Genomic DNA, 14,665 nt, shown 5'->3' on the forward strand with positions numbered 1-14,665 from the left:
TCTCCGTACGCTGGTCGGCCTTCGAGGACCAGCCCGCGAAGGTCGCGTTCTCGCAGGTCAGCCGAAGACCGACTTGCGCTCCATCAGCAGCTTGTAGAGCGACTGCTGGATCGTCTCGCGCACCTGGTCGGTCACGTTGAAGACCAGCATCGGGTCGTCGGCGGCGTTCTCGTCGTACTCGTCGGTGCGGATCGGCTCACCGAACTCCAGCAGCCACTTCGAGGGCAGCGGCACGAGTCCGAGCGGGCCCAGCAGCGGGAAGAACGGCGTGATCGGGATGTAGGGGATGCCGAGCAACCGGGCCAGTGAGGGCACGTTGCCGACCAACGGATAGATCTCCTCGGCACCGACCACGGACAGCGGGATGATGGGTACGCCGGTGCGCAGTGCGGCCGAGACGAATCCGCCGCGGCCGAAGCGCTGGAGCTTGTAGCGCTCGGAGAACGGCTTGCCGATGCCCTTGAAGCCCTCGGGCCAGACTCCGACCAGCTCGCCCTGGCGCAGCATGCGCTCGGCATCCTCGCTGCACGCGAGGGTGGCGCCGCCCTTGCGGGCCACACCGCCGACCACGGGCAGCTGGAAGACCAGGTCGGCACCGAGCGGACGCAGGAACCGGCCGGCCTTGTCGTGCGTGGTGACCATGGTCATCAACCCGTCGATCGGCACCGTGCCGGAGTGGTTGGAGACCACCAGCGCGCCGCCCTCCGCGGGGATGTTCTCGAGGCCGCGCACCTCGATGCGGAACCACTTCTCGGCGACCGGGCGAAGGGCGGCCATGAAGAACTTCTCGGTGATCTCCGCGTCGAAGCCGTACTCGTCGACGACGTACTCGCCGTTGACGCGGCGGCGCAGGAACGCGAGGAAGTGGGCCAGCCGCGGCTCCCAGTCGGTGCCGAAGACCTCACGGGCGGCCTGGTTGATCGCGCTCAGCCAGTCACCGATCGGGATACCGCCGCCGGGGGCGCGGTCGACCGCAGTGGTCGCCGACGTCCCGGGTGTGCGCACCGCCGGCTGCTCGATGACCGGGGTGTCGGTCGTCGGCTCGTCGGCCTTCACCCGGGTCGGCTTGGAAGCGGCCTTGCGACCCGTGGCCAATCCGCGCGCGGCCGACGACGGTCGCTTGCTGCCACTGCCGCGACCGGGGCGGCCACGGGTGCCGATCGGGATGATGTCTGCGTCACCCACGGGCGTCTCCTCGCGTCAGCTGGTGGGAGAGTCCGGCCAGCACGTTGTCCGGAGAGGCAAGGCGCCCCGGTGAGTGGATGCCCGGCGGCAGGGTGGCCGCGAAGTCCGCGAACGCGCCGGCGGTGGTGTACTGCGGCTCGAAGCCCAGCTCGGTGCGCATCCGGGTGGTGTCGACGCCGCGACCGAAGGTCAGGAACTTGACCTGCTCGGGCGAGAAGTCCGCGTGGCCGAGCTTGCGCAGGGCGGTGCCGAGGCCGCCGACTGCGAAGGACGGCAGCGGCAGGGTGGCGCGACCCATACGGCGTGCGGCCTGGGAGAGCATGATGACGCCGTCGCCAGCGACGTTGAACGTGCCGACGGCATCGGAGAGCACGCCGTGGCGCATCACGGCCATCAGGTCGTCGACGTGCAGGAACTGCAGGCGCGGGTCGAATCCGAGGACGGTCGGCAGCACCGGCAGCTTGAAGTACTGGGTGATCGGCGACTGGACCCCGGGGCCGAGGATGTTGGCCGCGCGCAGGGTCGCCACCTCGACGTCGGGTCGTCGGCGCGCGAAACCGCGCACGTAGCCCTCGACCTCGTAGGCGTCGCGGGAGTAGCCCGAGCTCGGCGTGCGCTTCGGGTTCATCTCCTCGGTGAACATCGCCGGGTCGCGGTTGCTGGCGCCGTACACCGTGGTGGTCGACTTGACCACGAGTCGCTGCAGCCCCGGGGCGCGCTGGCAGGCCGCGAGGAGCTGCATCGTGCCGATGACGTTGAGCTCCTTCATCGTCCCCCGACCGCCGACGCCACCAGGGGTGGCGATGACGCTCATGTGGACGACCGTGTCGACGTCTTCCTTGGCGATCACCTTGGCGATCACGGGCGTGCGGATGTCCGCACGGATGAAGTCGACACCGGAGGTGTCACCACGCGGCGGGACGATGTCCACGCCGATGACGCGATCTACGGCGGGGTCGTCGGCAAGTTCGCGCGCCAGCCGTCGCCCGAGGTCCCTCGAGACCCCGGTGACCAGGACGACCCTGCCCATGACCCCGCCCCGAGTCTTACTTGCCGAGCTTGCGGCGCTGGACGCGCGTCTTCTTCAGGAGCTTGCGGTGCTTCTTCTTCGCCATACGCTTACGGCGCTTCTTGATGACTGAACCCACTGTTTTCCTTCCAGAGCTGTGGTCGCGCCCGACAGAGCGGCCGGGACGACCGGCACAGCCTATCCGCCAATGGGCAGGCAGCAGAAACCAGCGGTCAATTGACCACTATCCGGCTCTGGAAGGAATTGGGCCCCGGCGCTTCCCCGGGAGCCCGGACTCAGTCTGAACAGACTCAGCCTGCGTCGAAGAAACTGCGCTCGAGATAGGCGTTGACGTCCTTCTCGGTGACGCGGAAGGAACGGCCGACCCGGACGGCGGGGAGCTCCCCGTTGTGCACGAGGCGGTAGACGGTCATCTTGGACACGCGCATAGTCGCCGCGACCTCAGCGATCGTCAGGAACTTCACCTCGGAGATATCGCCCGAGTTTGCCATGGCACACCACAACTTTCCTCCGGCACGTCACTCGCTTCCCCACGAGTGATCAGCGTGCCTCACTCCCGTGAGAATAGGGCCTGATGTGACCTGTGGGGAAGGGTGGACGGAAAAATAGTTCTGGGCACTCGGCGTGTCGGATTGAACTCACTCCCCCACGAACCGTGGATTGTTGCGTCGCGAGCCGTGGATTGTTGCGTCGCGAGCCGTGGATTGTTGATGCACGAGCCGTGGGTTCTTGGTGGTTGGCCCAGTTGTGGCACCATCGAGGGGTGCTGACGAACCGCTCCACCCAGTGGTGGCCCGCCTGACCGGCGGACCCCACTTCGACGCACCCCTTCGAAAATCGGCCGCCCTCGGGCGGCCGTCGTGCATTTCGGCTGACCCGTGGGCCCTCACCCCCAGGAGTCACCATGATCAAGCTCTCGCTCTTCAAGCCCACGGGTCACCTCACGCTCGGCAACCACCTCGGAGCCCTGCGCCCCATGGTGGCCGGCCAGGCGGAGGGCCGCGGCTTCTACGGCATCGCCGACCTGCACGCGCTGACCGTGCCGCACGAACCGGCCAGGTTGCGGGCGCTCAGCGCCGAGATGGCCCGTCTGATGGTCGCCGTCGGCCTCGACCGGAGCACGCTGTTCGTGCAGAGCCGGGTGCCCGCGCACTCCGAGCTCTCGTTCCTGCTCGAGTCCACGGTGCACACCGGCGAGCTGAACCGGATGATCCAGTTCAAGGAGAAGGGCCGCGACCAGCCCTCCACCCGCGCCTCGCTCTACACCTACCCGGCACTGATGGCGGCCGACATCCTGCTCTACCGACCCGAGCAGGTGCCGGTCGGCGACGACCAGCGCCAGCACGTCGAACTCACCCGTGACCTGGCGCTCCGCTTCAACCGGCTGTACGGCGAGGTGTTCACCGTGCCGGAGATCGTCACGCCACCCTCCGGTGCGCGGGTGATGGACCTCCAGGACCCGACCACCAAGATGGGCAAGTCGCACGTCGACGGTGCCGGCATCATCTACCTGCTCGACCCGCCCGACGTCGTACGCCGGAAGGTGGCACGGGCCGTCACGGACTCCGAGGTCGGCGCCGCCTCGGTGCGCGCAGACCGCGACGCCAAGCCGGGCGTGACGAACCTGCTCGACATCCTCACCGCGTGTGGCGGATCGGCCGACGGCATCACGACGTACGGCGCACTCAAGGCAGCGGTCACCGAGGCAGTGGTCAACGAGCTCGAGCCGATCCAGAAGCGGTTCGCCGACCTCGACGACGCCGCGGTCACGGAGGTCTTCGAGAGCGGTGCGGCGACGTGTCGGCAGGTCACTGCCCCGGCGCTGGCCGCCGCCCGCACCGCCATGGGATTGTGACCCGGCAGCCTCGCTGGACGAGCACTGAGTCAACGCGGAACATCGCAGTCACTGGGTGACTGTGATGTTCCGCCTTGATCGCCGGAGGGGCCAGCCCACTAGGTTGCTGGGGTGGATCTCCTTCGCGGCCGCGTGGCCGATGCCGACCCTGCCCTCGAGATGGCTGCCTCACACGCCCTGCTCCGACGGGCCAGCCGGGGCGAGATCGACGCCGCGCTGCGCGTGTTCCGGCCGACGACGATGGTGGCGTTCGGGCGCCGGGACACCAACCGTCCCGGCTTCCCGGCCGCAGCGCAGGCCTGTCGCGACGCCGGCTTCACGCCCGTCGTTCGCGCATCGGGCGGCCGCGCCGTGGCGTGTACGACGACCGCACTCGTCATCGACCACGTGCAGCGCGACCCCGCGTCGTTGGGCGGGATGGATGACAGGTTCGAGGACTACGGCGCCATGCTGGCCGGCGTGCTCGCGGACTTCGGGATCGACGCCCGGGTCGGGGAGGTGCCGGGCGAGTACTGCCCCGGGGCGCACTCGATCAACGCGCGCGGCGAGGTGAAGCTGATCGGCACGGCGCAGCGCATGGTGCGCGACGCGTGGCTGTTCAGCTCCGTGGTCATCGTCGACGACGCACCCAGCCTGCAGCCCCTGCTGGCCCGGGTCTACGACGCCCTGGAGGTCCGCTTCGACCCGGCGTCGGTGGGCGCCGTCGCCACCGAGTCAGGCGTGGGGGTCGACGTGCTCGAGGAGGCGTTCATCGGTGCGTACGACGACCGCTTCGGGCTCACCGAGTCGGCGTACGGCAGCCTCGACGAGGCCCGGTCAATGGTCGGCGACCACCGGGTGGACTGACCGGCAAGTCATCAAGAATCCACGGTTCGCGACGCAAGAATCCACGGTTCGCGACAGGGAAGGACGTCAGGAACCTTCGGCGAGGGCCTGGGAGCGGTTGCGGGCGGCCTCCATGGCGGAGAGGAACGCGGCACGCACCTTGTGCACCTCGAGCTCACGGATCGCGGCGGCGGTCGTGCCGGCCGGTGAGGTGACCTGCTCGCGCAGGACGGTCGGGTGGGTGCCGGTCTCGCGGAGCATCTTCGCCGAGCCGACGACGGTCTGGATGACCAGCTCGGTGGCGGTGGCACGCGGCAGGCCGAGGTGCACTCCCGCCTCGATCATCGACTCGACGACGTAGAAGACGTAGGCCGGGCCGGACCCGGAGATCGCGGTGACCGCGTCGAGGTGCTTCTCGTCGAGGCGCATCACGTGACCGGTGGCACCCAGCAGCTGCTCGGCCTCGGCGAGGTGCTCCTCGTCGCAGTGCGAGCCGGGCGAGATCGCGGCCATCCCCTCGTCGACCAGGGCGGGCGTGTTCGGCATGACGCGGACCACTGCCACGCCGTCGGGGATGCGGGACTCGATGAACGCGGTGGTGATGCCGGCAGCCAGCGAGACGATCAGCTGGCCGGGGCGGAGGTGCGGCTCGATCTCCTCGAGCACGGCGCCCATGTCCTGCGGCTTGACCACCAGGGCGAGGGTGTCGGCCTTCTGCGCGGCCTCGACGTTGGAGACCACGGTGACGCCGTACCGGTCCTCGAGCTCACCGGCCCGGGCGGCACGCTTCTCACCGACGAGGAGCGTGTCCGGGGCAGCACCGGCCCGCAGCATTCCGGACAGCAGGCTCTCGCCCATGACGCCGGCGCCGATGATGGCGGTCTGTGCCACGCGGTCCACCCCTTCTGTGACTACTTCTTGGAGACCAAGGACTTCACGAAGAATGACAGGTTCTGCGGTCGCTCGGCGAGACGTCTCATGAGGTAGCCGTACCACTCCTGGCCGTAGGGCAGGTAGACCCGCACCGTCTCTCCGGACGCCGCCAGTCGCTTCTGCTCCTCGGGACGAATGCCGTAGAGCATCTGGAACTCGTAGGTGCCCTTGTCGCGACCGGCATCGGCGGCGATCGACGACGCGATCGCGACCATGCGCGGGTCGTGCGTGGCGATCATCGGGTAGCCGCTGCCGCGCAGCAGCACCTTGAGACAGCGCACGTAGGACTTGTCGACGTCGAGCTTGTCCTGGAAGGCGACCGACTCGGGCTCGTTGTAGGCGCCCTTGCACAGTCGCACCCGCGAGCCCTGGTGGGCCAGCGCGCGGCAGTCCTCCTCGGTGCGGTGCAGGTAGGCCTGCAGCACGGCGCCGGTCTCGGGGAAGTCCTGGCGCAGCTCGGCCAGGATCGCCAGCGTCGCGTCGGTGGTGGTGTGGTCCTCCATGTCGAGGGTGACCGTGGTGCCGGCGTTGCGCGCGGCCCGGCAGATGGTGCGGGCGTTCTCGAGCGCGGTCTTGTGGCCGATGCTCGGCAGCGCCTGGCCGATCGCGCTGAGCTTGACCGAGACCTCGGCCTTGCGGGCCAGGCCTCGGGCCGACAGCTGGCCGAGCAGATTGAGGTAGGCCTCGACGGTGGCGTCGGCCTGGGCCGCGTCGAGGGTGTCCTCGCCGAGGAAGTCGAGCGTGACGGTCAGGCCGTCCTCGACCAGGGTGGCCGTCGCGTCGACGGCCTCTTCGTTGGACTCACCGGGGACGTAACCGTGCACGATCCCCGACGACACGGGCAGGGTGCTGACCAGCTTCTTCACGCGCTCGCTCCGGGCAAGGAGCAGCAGCGGTTCACGCAACAAGGACATGTGACCAAGGCTACGCTGAAAGTCCCCGCAGATCCCAGTCGGGTGTGCCGACCACTCCGGGTGAATGCCCCTTACGTCCGCTCAGGTCGTACGTCGACGCAGCGTGGCCGCACCGAGCGCCAGGGCGGCCAGCGCGAAGCCGACGACCACGGCCAGGTCGCCCCACACGTCGCCGGTCTCGGTGGTCGTGGTCAGGGTGCTCATCGCGTCGACCGCGTAGGAGAGCGGCAGGACGTCACTGATCACGCCGAGCACGTCGGGCAGGAGCTCGCGCGCCACGAACAGGCCGCACAGAAGGATCTGCGGGATCACCAGCAGTGGCATGAACTGCACGGCCTGGAACTCGGTCTGCGCGAAGGCACTGACGAAGAGGCCGAGCGCGGTGCCGAGGACGGCGTCGGCCACCGCGACGACGGTGAGCAACCAGACCGGTCCCTCGACGTCGAGCCCGAGCAGCCCCACGCTGAGCACCACCGCGAGGATCGACTGCACGGTGGCGATGGCACCGAACGCCAGGGCGTAGCCGACCAGGAAGTCGCCCTTGCCCATCGGCATCGACAGCAGCCGCTCGAGCGTGCCGCTGGTGCGCTCGCGCAGCGTGGTGACGCTGGTGACCAGGAACATGATGATGAAGGGGAACATCGCCAGCAGCGCGGGACCGAGCCGGTCGAAGGTGTTGCCGGGCAGGTCGTCGAACATCCACCACAGCAGGGACATCAGCAGGCAGGGCAGCACCAGGAGCATGGCCAGGGTGCGGTGGTCCCGGCGGATCTGGGTGAGCACCCGGCCGGCCACGGCGAACGTGATCCGGGGGTTCATGCCGCACCCCTCACGATGGTCAGGAAGGCCTGCTCGATGTCGTCGGCACCGGCCTTCGCGCGGATCTCGTCGGGCGTTCCGTCGGCGATGAAGACGCCGTCGCGCATCAGCAGGAGTCGGTCGCAGCGCTCGGCCTCGTCCATCACGTGGCTCGAGACCAGCACCGCCGCACCGTCGTCGGCGAGGCGGTGGAACATCGCCCAGAGGTCCTCGCGCAGCACCGGGTCGAGGCCGACCGTCGGTTCGTCGAGCACCAACAGGTCGGGGGTGCCGAGCAACGCCACGGCCAGGCTGGCCCGGGAGCGCTGGCCGCCACTGAGGTTGCCGACGACCGCGTCGGCGTGCGACCCGAGGTCGACCGACTCGATGACGCGGTCCACGTGGTCGGCGCCGACGCCGAGCACCTTGGCGAAGAAGCGCAGGTTCTCGCGCACGCTGAGGTCGTCGTACACGCTCGCGGCCTGGGTGACGTAGCCGATCCGGTCGCGCAGGGCGCGGGACCCGGCCCGCGCACCGAACACCGTGACCTCGCCCTTCACTCCCGCTTGCACGCCGACGAGCACGCGCATCAACGTGGACTTGCCGCAGCCCGACGGGCCGAGCAGTCCGGTCACCTGGCCCACGGGGATCGTGAAGTCGAGCCCGTGGAGGACCTCCTTGGCGCCGCGGACCACGTCGAGTCCGTGCACCTCCACCGCGTTATTCATCATGTGATGAATTATGCTCCCGAGTCGTCCGGATGACAACCCACCCCTTTCACACTGTCGCCCCGCGGAGGACGGACCGTCGAACATGCAGTTCGGCCAGTACGTCGTACGACGCACGCTCACGGACGCTGGCCCTGGCGCGAACTGCATGTTGAACGGTCCGCCGAGGCTCTCGGACATCGGCGCTTCAGCGAGCGACCCAGCCGGCCAGCCGGTGAGGACCGCGCCTCCGACCCGTCGTGAGTTCTTCGGAGCTCAGGGAAGCTCGCCCGTGAGGTAGCGCTGGAGGGTGGGCGCGTAGATCGCCACCACTTCGTCGGGCGACATCGAGGCCAGCGGCTCGACCTTCAAGAGGTACCGCACCATGATCAGCCCGAGCACCTGGCTGGCGACCAGCGGCATTCGACGCTCCGGCTCGTCGATGCCCAGCGCCACGCCGACCGGTCCGATCACGACCTTGAGAAAGCCCTCGCGCAGCAGCACCTGGCCGTCTGGCTCGGCGATGCTGCGCACCAGTCCCAACAACGGCAGCTGCAGGGCCGGGTCGTCCCAGACGGAAAGGAAGACCCGCAGCATCCGCTCGCCCGCACCCTTGGGCCCCTCGGCGATCGCGGGGGCCAACAGCACCCGCGGGTCGACCGGAAACCGCAACGCGGCCAGGAACAGCGCGTCCTTGGTGCCGAAGTAGTGGTGCACCAGGGCCGGGTCGACGCCGGCGGACTGGGCGATCGCGCGCACCGACGTACCGGCGAAGCCCCGGGTGCCGAAGAGCTGCCGTGCGGCGTCGAGGATCGCGGCACGGGTGTCGGGAGAGCCGGGCCGTCGTCCGGCCCGACGCGCGGAGCTCATCGTGGCAGCTTCGTGACGAAGTGGTCCCGGGCGAACTGCAGCGACTCGGCCAGGTCGGTGGTGCGGGCCGAGGAGGTGCCCGAGCGCCGGGTGTTGATCTCGACCACGATGTGCCCCTCGAACCCGACCTCGGCGAGGTGGCCCAGCAGCTCGGCGGCCGGCTGGTTGCCCCGGCCCGGCACGAGGTGCTCGTCCTTGGGCGTCCCGCTGCCGTCGGTCAGGTGCAGGTGCCGCAGGCGCGGGCCCAGCCTCTTGGCCATCGCCAGCGGGTCGGACTGCGCGGTCGCGGCGTGCGAGAGGTCGAGCGTGGTGTTCGCGTAGTCCTCCTCCGACGGGTCCCACCCGGGCAGGTAGACCTCGACGCCCCGCCGCGACGTGGCCCGCCACGGGTACATGTTCTCCACGGCGAACGCGATGCCGGTCGACTGCTCCAACCCCTCGATGCCCCAGATGAACTCGCGGGCGTAGTCCTTCTGCCACCGGAACGGGGGGTGTACGACGACCACGTCGGCGCCGACCTCGCTCGCCATCTCGGCCGAGCGCTCGAGCTTGCCCCAGGGGTCGGATCCCCAGACCCGCTGGGTGATCAGCAGGCACGGCGCATGCACCGCGCAGACCGGGATCGCGTGGTGCTCCGAGAGCTGCTTGATCGCGGAGGTCTGCTGGCTCAGCGCGTCGATGCCGACCATCACCTCGACCGCGTCGTAGCCCAGCTTCGCCGCGTAGGTGAAGGCGTGCGCCGTCGACTCGGGATAGACCGAGGCCGTGGAGAGACCAACGAGGGAAGTCACCTCAGGCTGGTTCCACCGGGCCAGACGCCCTCGAGCACGCTGATCTGGTCGAAGCGTTCGAGGATCACGCCCTCACGAAGCGCCCACGGGCAGACCTCGAGCGCGGGGAGGTCGAAGATGTCGAGCACCGCCTCCGCCACCAGCGCGCCGGGAACGATCTGGTGGCTGCGGCTCGGCGAGACACCGGGCAGCACCGCGAGCTCCTCGGGCGACATCGCGATCAGCTTGGGCAGCCACTCGGCCAGGGCCGCGGCCGGCAGCTGGCGCGGCACGAGCGGACCGTCTGCGGACGGCGCGGCGCCGCAGATGCGGGCCAGCGAACGGAACGTCTTCGAGGTGGCCGCCGCGCGGTCGGGCGCACCGGCGCGCAGCAGGTTGCCGGCGTCGCGCGCGATCTCCGCGCGGATCTGGCGGCGCAGGGCGCGGATGCCCTCCTCGTCGGGCACACCGGAGCCGAACCAGTCCTTGGCCAGCCGAGCCGCCCCCAGGGGCAACGACCAGGCCACGTCGGGCGCCTCGTCCTGGCCTCCGGCTATCTCGAGCGAGCCGCCGCCGATGTCGAAGACGGCCAGCCGCCCGGCAGACCACCCGAACCAGCGGCGTACGGCGAGGAAGGTCAGGCGGGCCTCGTCCTCTCCGGGCAGCACCTCGAGGTCGACACCGGTGACCTCGCGGACGTGCTCGAGGACGGCGTCCGAGTTGCCCGCGTCGCGCACCGCGGACGTGGCGAAGCCGAGCATCTCCTCGCAGCCCTTGTCCTCGGCGACGACCAGCGCCTGCCGGCAGAACTCGGTCAGCGCGTCGATGCCGGCCTGCGACACCGCACCCTCGTCGTCGAGGTGCTCGGCCAGCCGCAGGGGCTCCTTGTAGGAGTAGGCCGGCAACGGCGCAGCACCACCGTGGGCATCCACGACGAGCAGATGACCCGTGTTGGAACCGATGTCGAGCACTCCCAGCCTCATGGCACCACGGTATCCCCGTCCGCCACGTATGGTTGCCGCGTGCCCGAAGTGCCCCTCGACTTTCCGCGCGCATGGGTCGAGTTCCCCGATCCCGGCGACGCCGACCAGGTCTTCCGCTGCGACCTCACGTGGCTGACCTCGAACTACACGTGCATCTTCGGATCCGGCTGTTCCGGCATCTATCGCGACTCCCCCGACGTCGGCTGCTGCACGCTCGGCGCGCACTTCTCCGACAAGGACGACGAGAACCGCGTCGCGGCGTACGTCGACCAGCTCGACGAGACCACGTGGCAGTTCCACCCGGGCCGCAAGGTGCGCAAGAAGGACTGGATCGAGAAGGACGACGAGGGCGCACGCAAGACGCTGGCCATCGAGGTCGACGGCCAGAACGCGTGCGTCTTCCACAACCGTGCCGACTTCTCGACGGAGAACTGGACGGTCGGCGCCGGCTGCGCCCTGCACGGACTGGCCCTCGCCCAGGGACGCAACCCGCTGGAGACCAAGCCCGACGTGTGCTGGCAGCTGCCGATCCGGCGCACCTACCGCGACGTCGAACGCCCGGACGGGTCGACGTACAGCGAGGTCACCGTGACCGAGTACGACCGCCGCGGCTGGGGCGCGGGAGGTCACGACCTCGACTGGTACTGCACGGGCAACACCGAGGCGCACGTCGCGATGGAGCCGTTCTACGTCACGAACGCCGCCGAGCTCGTGGAGCTGATGGGGCAACCGGCGTACGACGAGCTGGCGCGTCACTGCGAGCACCACCTGCGATCGCGTTCCCTGCTTGCGATCCACCCCGCCGATCCGCGCTGACCCACCCGCCGGATCACTTCCACGACAACAGTCTCGACGTCAAGAGACAGCACCCCCGATGTGACGTACGGATCATCGAGAGACCAGAATGCTGGGCATGCGCCTGGACCATCTCTCTTTCGCGGCCGGACCCGACGGTCTCGCCGCCACAGCTCAGCGGCTCGGGGAACTGCTCGGCAAGGAGTTCACCGATGGCGGTATCCACCCCCGCTTCGGCACCCGGAACCGCATCCTCCCGCTCGCTGAGAACACCTACCTGGAGATCGTGGAGGTCCTCGACCACCCGGCCTCCGACAAGGCTCCGTTCGGCCAGGCCGTCCGTGCCCGCTCCGCCCTCGGCGGTGGCTGGCTCGGCTGGGTCGTCGCAGTCGACGACATCGCACCTGTCGAGCAGCGCCTCGGTCGCGCCGCCGTCGACGGCTCGCGGCACCGCCCCGACGGCAAGGCCCTGTCGTGGAAGCAGATCGGCATCAACGGCCTGATCTCCGACCCGCAGCTGCCGTTCTTCGTGCAGTGGCTCTCGCCTGCCGAGGACCACCCGAGCAACGGCGCGAATGCCGACTTCTCCCTTGCCTGCCTGGAGATCGCCGGCGACCCGCACCGCGTGAGCGAGTGGCTCGGCGAGACCGTCGAGGCTCCGCTCGAGGACGTCAAGGTCGAATGGGTCGCCCCGCACGGCACCCCCGGCGTGATCGCCGCCCAGTTCCAGACCCCCAACGGCCTCGTCCGGATCTGAGTCGGCCAGCCCGACGCGAGGAACGAGCGCCGGGCGTGGGGCCGACCAGGTCGAGCAAGCGACGTGACTGAGGAACGAAGTCACGCGAGCGCGTCGAGACCAGGACCCGCAGGCCGAGAGCGGTCCGAGACCAGGGCCCGCAGTCCGAGACTAGGACCCGCAGGCCGAGAGCGGTCCGAGACCAGGGCCCGCAGTCCGAGACCAGGACCTGCAGGCCGATGACCAGGCCCAGCCAGGGCGCGGTGCCCAGCCCAAACATCTGGCACCACCCGGAGACCTACGAGATCGAGAACCACGCCGCGGACCCCGACGGCGTGATCGAGTCGGCCATGCGCGCGACCACGGACTGGTCCGGGCGCACGTTCCTCGACCTGGGCTGCGGCACCGGCTTCCACCTCGCCCGGTGGGCCGAGACCGCACGCGAGGTCATCGGTGTGGAGCCGCACCCCGACCTGGTCTCGATGGCCCGGCGGCGCGTCCGCCGACTGGGCAACACGCAGGTCCGTCAGGGCACGGCCCAGGAGATCCCGCTCCCCGACGCGTCGGTCGACGTGATGCAGGCCAGGTGGGCCTACTTCTTCGGCCCCGGATGCGAGCCGGGGTTGGCGGAACTCGACCGGGTGATGCGTCGCGGTGGCACCGCGTTCGTGATCGACAACGACGCCTCGCGTTCCACGTTCGGCGGCTGGTTCCGGCGCGGCTACCCGATGATCGACCCCGATGCGGTCGAGCGGTTCTGGTCGCAGCGCGGCTGGACCCGCCAGCCCCTCGACATCCGCTGGTCGTTCGCGAACCGCACCGACTTCGAGGCCGTCGTCCGCATCGAGTTCGACGCTGCGACCGCCGCGCACGTGCTTTCGACGTACGACGGGTTCGAGGTCGACTACGCGGTGAACCTCTGGATCCGCGGCTTCTGAAGCCGCCTCACCGAGCAGCGGCCGCCCACGATGCGACCACCGCGCGGCCGTGGTTGACCACGTGTCGTAGGCTGCAGGGCATGAACACCCGTTGGTATGCGTATTTTGCGTTGGCTCTGGAGGGGCCCGCGACTTAACTGACGCGCACCAACACCCACCAGAGCCACAGGGCGGAGAGCAATCTCTGCCCTTTCGTCATTTCATCGGCGGGCTCTGACCGGGTCCGCCTCACCGGACGGGAACACCATGGAAACCATCAAGGCCAGTGCCGCCACCTCGGACCTGCGGGTCCGCCGCTTCGAGGCACTGCCCGAGCCCCGCGAGATCACCGACGAGATCCCGCTGACCTCCGCACGCGCCGACGTGGTTGCCCGCGGCCGCGACGAGATCCGCGCGATCCTCGACGGCGTCGACGACCGACTGCTGGTCATCGTCGGCCCGTGCTCGATCCACGACACCGACGCCGGCCTCGAGTACGCCGCACGCCTGGCCGAGCAGGCCACGCGGCACGCGGACCGCCTCCTGGTCGTGATGCGGACCTACTTCGAGAAGCCTCGCACCACGGTCGGCTGGAAGGGCCTGGTCAACGACCCGCACCTGGACGGCAGCCACGACATCGCCACCGGCCTGCGCTCGGCGCGCCAGTTCCTCGCCGCCGTCACGGACCTCGGGCTGCCCACGGGCACCGAGTTCCTCGAGCCGATCAGTCCGCAGTACCTCTCCGACCTGATCAGCTGGGGCGCGATCGGTGCGCGCACCACCGAGAGCCAGATCCACCGCCAGCTCGTCTCGGGCCTCTCGATGCCGGTCGGCTTCAAGAACGGGACCGACGGGGGCCTGCAGGTGGCGTTGGACGCGTGCGCCGCGTCCGGCGTACCGCAGGCGTTCCTGGGCATCGACGACCGCGGGCGGGCCGCCCTGGTCGCCACCGAGGGGAACGCCGACGCGCACCTGATCCTGCGCGGCGGGGCCGACGGACCCAACTACTCCGCCACCCACGTGGCTGCGGCGAGCGCCCGACTGGCCGAAGCGGGTCTGAACCCGCGGCTGATCGTCGACGCCAGCCACGCCAACAGCGGCAAGTCGCACGTGCGTCAGGCCGAGGTCGCCGCCGAGCTCGCCGATCAGGTCGCCGGAGGATCCCCGATCGCCGGGGTGATGCTCGAGTCGTTCCTCGTCGAAGGGGCCCAGAAGCTCGACGTCACCGTCGGGCCGGCCGCATTGACCCGCGGGCAGAGCGTGACCGACGCCTGCCTCGGCTGGGACACCACCGTCGACGTGCTCGACCGACTGGCCGGCGCTGCCGGCTGATCCGGCTGCTCGAAC

The 14,665-nt window shown here is 69.7% G+C and carries 17 protein-coding genes; 6 read left to right on the forward strand and 11 right to left on the reverse strand.

Going from position 1 to position 14,665, the window contains the following annotated elements:
• Positions 1-57: 57 nt before the first annotated feature.
• From ASD30_RS24805 to ASD30_RS24815, 4 genes are all read right to left on the reverse strand, one after another.
• Complete coding sequence (locus ASD30_RS24805; protein WP_056688688.1) at positions 58-1,185, reverse strand: lysophospholipid acyltransferase family protein; 1,128 nt, start codon at positions 1,183-1,185, stop codon at positions 58-60.
• Positions 1,178-2,215, reverse strand: a complete 1,038-nt coding sequence (locus ASD30_RS24810) for an NAD-dependent epimerase/dehydratase family protein (RefSeq protein ID WP_056688690.1) — start codon at positions 2,213-2,215, stop codon at positions 1,178-1,180. The genes ASD30_RS24805 and ASD30_RS24810 overlap by 8 nt, the downstream gene beginning before the upstream one ends.
• Before the next feature lie 16 nt (positions 2,216-2,231).
• Entirely contained in the window at positions 2,232-2,333 is a 102-nt protein-coding gene (locus tag ASD30_RS26235; RefSeq protein ID WP_008356322.1) for a 30S ribosomal protein bS22, read from the reverse strand.
• 172 nt (positions 2,334-2,505) lie between these two features.
• Positions 2,506-2,706 carry a helix-turn-helix domain-containing protein gene (locus ASD30_RS24815; RefSeq protein ID WP_056688692.1) on the reverse strand — a complete coding sequence of 67 codons (201 nt, stop codon included), beginning with the start codon at positions 2,704-2,706 and terminating at the stop codon, positions 2,506-2,508.
• A 413-nt stretch (positions 2,707-3,119) separates the two neighbouring features.
• Here ASD30_RS24815 and trpS point away from each other — a divergent pair, with 413 nt between their 5' ends.
• A complete protein-coding gene (trpS, locus tag ASD30_RS24820) occupies positions 3,120-4,070 on the forward strand; it encodes a tryptophan--tRNA ligase (protein ID WP_056688694.1) in 951 nt (316 codons plus the stop codon).
• Positions 4,071-4,181: 111 nt separating this feature from the next.
• Positions 4,182-4,916, forward strand: coding sequence for a lipoate--protein ligase family protein (locus tag ASD30_RS24825; protein WP_056688696.1), 735 nt, complete (start codon positions 4,182-4,184; stop codon positions 4,914-4,916).
• A gap of 66 nt (positions 4,917-4,982) precedes the next feature.
• Here ASD30_RS24825 and proC read toward each other — a convergent pair whose 3' ends face one another.
• The 7 genes from proC to ASD30_RS24860 all read right to left on the reverse strand — a co-directional run bounded on the left by proC (position 4,983) and on the right by ASD30_RS24860 (position 10,870).
• On the reverse strand, positions 4,983-5,786 hold the full coding sequence (proC, locus tag ASD30_RS24830; RefSeq protein WP_082564179.1) for a pyrroline-5-carboxylate reductase: 804 nt from the start codon (positions 5,784-5,786) through the stop codon (positions 4,983-4,985).
• A 20-nt stretch (positions 5,787-5,806) separates the two neighbouring features.
• The gene (locus ASD30_RS24835; RefSeq protein ID WP_235532674.1) at positions 5,807-6,742 is read right to left on the reverse strand and encodes a proline dehydrogenase family protein; all 936 of its coding nucleotides are present in this window, start codon (positions 6,740-6,742) and stop codon (positions 5,807-5,809) included.
• Positions 6,743-6,823: 81 nt separating this feature from the next.
• Entirely contained in the window at positions 6,824-7,561 is a 738-nt protein-coding gene (locus ASD30_RS24840; RefSeq protein ID WP_056688698.1) for an ABC transporter permease, read from the reverse strand.
• Positions 7,558-8,271: an ABC transporter ATP-binding protein gene (locus tag ASD30_RS24845; RefSeq protein WP_056688701.1), complete on the reverse strand. Its 714-nt coding sequence runs from the start codon at positions 8,269-8,271 to the stop codon at positions 7,558-7,560. The genes ASD30_RS24840 and ASD30_RS24845 overlap by 4 nt, the downstream gene beginning before the upstream one ends.
• A gap of 252 nt (positions 8,272-8,523) precedes the next feature.
• Entirely contained in the window at positions 8,524-9,117 is a 594-nt protein-coding gene (locus tag ASD30_RS24850) for a TetR/AcrR family transcriptional regulator (protein WP_056688703.1), read from the reverse strand.
• The gene (locus ASD30_RS24855; protein WP_056688705.1) at positions 9,114-9,908 is read right to left on the reverse strand and encodes a sugar phosphate isomerase/epimerase family protein; all 795 of its coding nucleotides are present in this window, start codon (positions 9,906-9,908) and stop codon (positions 9,114-9,116) included. Before ASD30_RS24855 ends, ASD30_RS24850 begins: the two co-directional genes overlap by 4 nt.
• Positions 9,905-10,870: a Ppx/GppA phosphatase family protein gene (locus tag ASD30_RS24860; protein ID WP_056688708.1), complete on the reverse strand. Its 966-nt coding sequence runs from the start codon at positions 10,868-10,870 to the stop codon at positions 9,905-9,907. The genes ASD30_RS24855 and ASD30_RS24860 overlap by 4 nt, the downstream gene beginning before the upstream one ends.
• A 39-nt stretch (positions 10,871-10,909) precedes the next feature.
• Between ASD30_RS24860 and ASD30_RS24865 the strand changes: the two genes are divergently transcribed.
• The 4 genes from ASD30_RS24865 (at position 10,910) to ASD30_RS24880 (ending at position 14,650) form a co-directional block, all read left to right on the forward strand.
• On the forward strand, positions 10,910-11,686 hold the full coding sequence (locus ASD30_RS24865) for a hypothetical protein (RefSeq protein WP_056688711.1): 777 nt from the start codon (positions 10,910-10,912) through the stop codon (positions 11,684-11,686).
• 97 nt (positions 11,687-11,783) lie between these two features.
• Positions 11,784-12,422 (forward strand): VOC family protein, encoded by a 639-nt coding sequence (locus ASD30_RS24870; protein ID WP_056688968.1) that lies wholly within the window; start codon positions 11,784-11,786, stop codon positions 12,420-12,422.
• 218 nt (positions 12,423-12,640) lie between these two features.
• Positions 12,641-13,339, forward strand: a complete 699-nt coding sequence (locus tag ASD30_RS24875) for a class I SAM-dependent methyltransferase (RefSeq protein ID WP_056688714.1) — start codon at positions 12,641-12,643, stop codon at positions 13,337-13,339.
• 246 nt (positions 13,340-13,585) lie between these two features.
• The gene (locus tag ASD30_RS24880) at positions 13,586-14,650 is read left to right on the forward strand and encodes a 3-deoxy-7-phosphoheptulonate synthase (protein ID WP_156388546.1); all 1,065 of its coding nucleotides are present in this window, start codon (positions 13,586-13,588) and stop codon (positions 14,648-14,650) included.
• The last annotated feature ends 15 nt before the right edge of the window (positions 14,651-14,665 follow it).

Source organism: Nocardioides sp. Root140, assembly GCF_001426745.1.
Taxonomy (GTDB): domain Bacteria; phylum Actinomycetota; class Actinomycetes; order Propionibacteriales; family Nocardioidaceae; genus Nocardioides.

Excerpts from the sequence above, each read along its gene's own strand:
- ASD30_RS24845 (WP_056688701.1), bottom strand. The coding sequence starts at position 8,271 with ATGATGAATAACGCGGTGGAGGTGCACGGACTCGACGTGGTCCGCGGC.
- ASD30_RS24870 (WP_056688968.1), top strand. The coding sequence starts at position 11,784 with ATGCGCCTGGACCATCTCTCTTTCGCGGCCGGACCCGACGGTCTCGCC.
- ASD30_RS24875 (WP_056688714.1), top strand. The coding sequence starts at position 12,641 with ATGACCAGGCCCAGCCAGGGCGCGGTGCCCAGCCCAAACATCTGGCAC.
- ASD30_RS24815 (WP_056688692.1), bottom strand. The coding sequence starts at position 2,706 with ATGGCAAACTCGGGCGATATCTCCGAGGTGAAGTTCCTGACGATCGCT.
- ASD30_RS24860 (WP_056688708.1), bottom strand. The coding sequence starts at position 10,870 with ATGAGGCTGGGAGTGCTCGACATCGGTTCCAACACGGGTCATCTGCTC.
- ASD30_RS24850 (WP_056688703.1), bottom strand. The coding sequence starts at position 9,117 with ATGAGCTCCGCGCGTCGGGCCGGACGACGGCCCGGCTCTCCCGACACC.
- ASD30_RS24835 (WP_235532674.1), bottom strand. The coding sequence starts at position 6,742 with ATGTCCTTGTTGCGTGAACCGCTGCTGCTCCTTGCCCGGAGCGAGCGC.
- ASD30_RS24810 (WP_056688690.1), bottom strand. The coding sequence starts at position 2,215 with ATGGGCAGGGTCGTCCTGGTCACCGGGGTCTCGAGGGACCTCGGGCGA.
- ASD30_RS24840 (WP_056688698.1), bottom strand. The coding sequence starts at position 7,561 with ATGAACCCCCGGATCACGTTCGCCGTGGCCGGCCGGGTGCTCACCCAG.
- trpS (WP_056688694.1), top strand. The coding sequence starts at position 3,120 with ATGATCAAGCTCTCGCTCTTCAAGCCCACGGGTCACCTCACGCTCGGC.
- ASD30_RS24880 (WP_156388546.1), top strand. The coding sequence starts at position 13,586 with ATGGAAACCATCAAGGCCAGTGCCGCCACCTCGGACCTGCGGGTCCGC.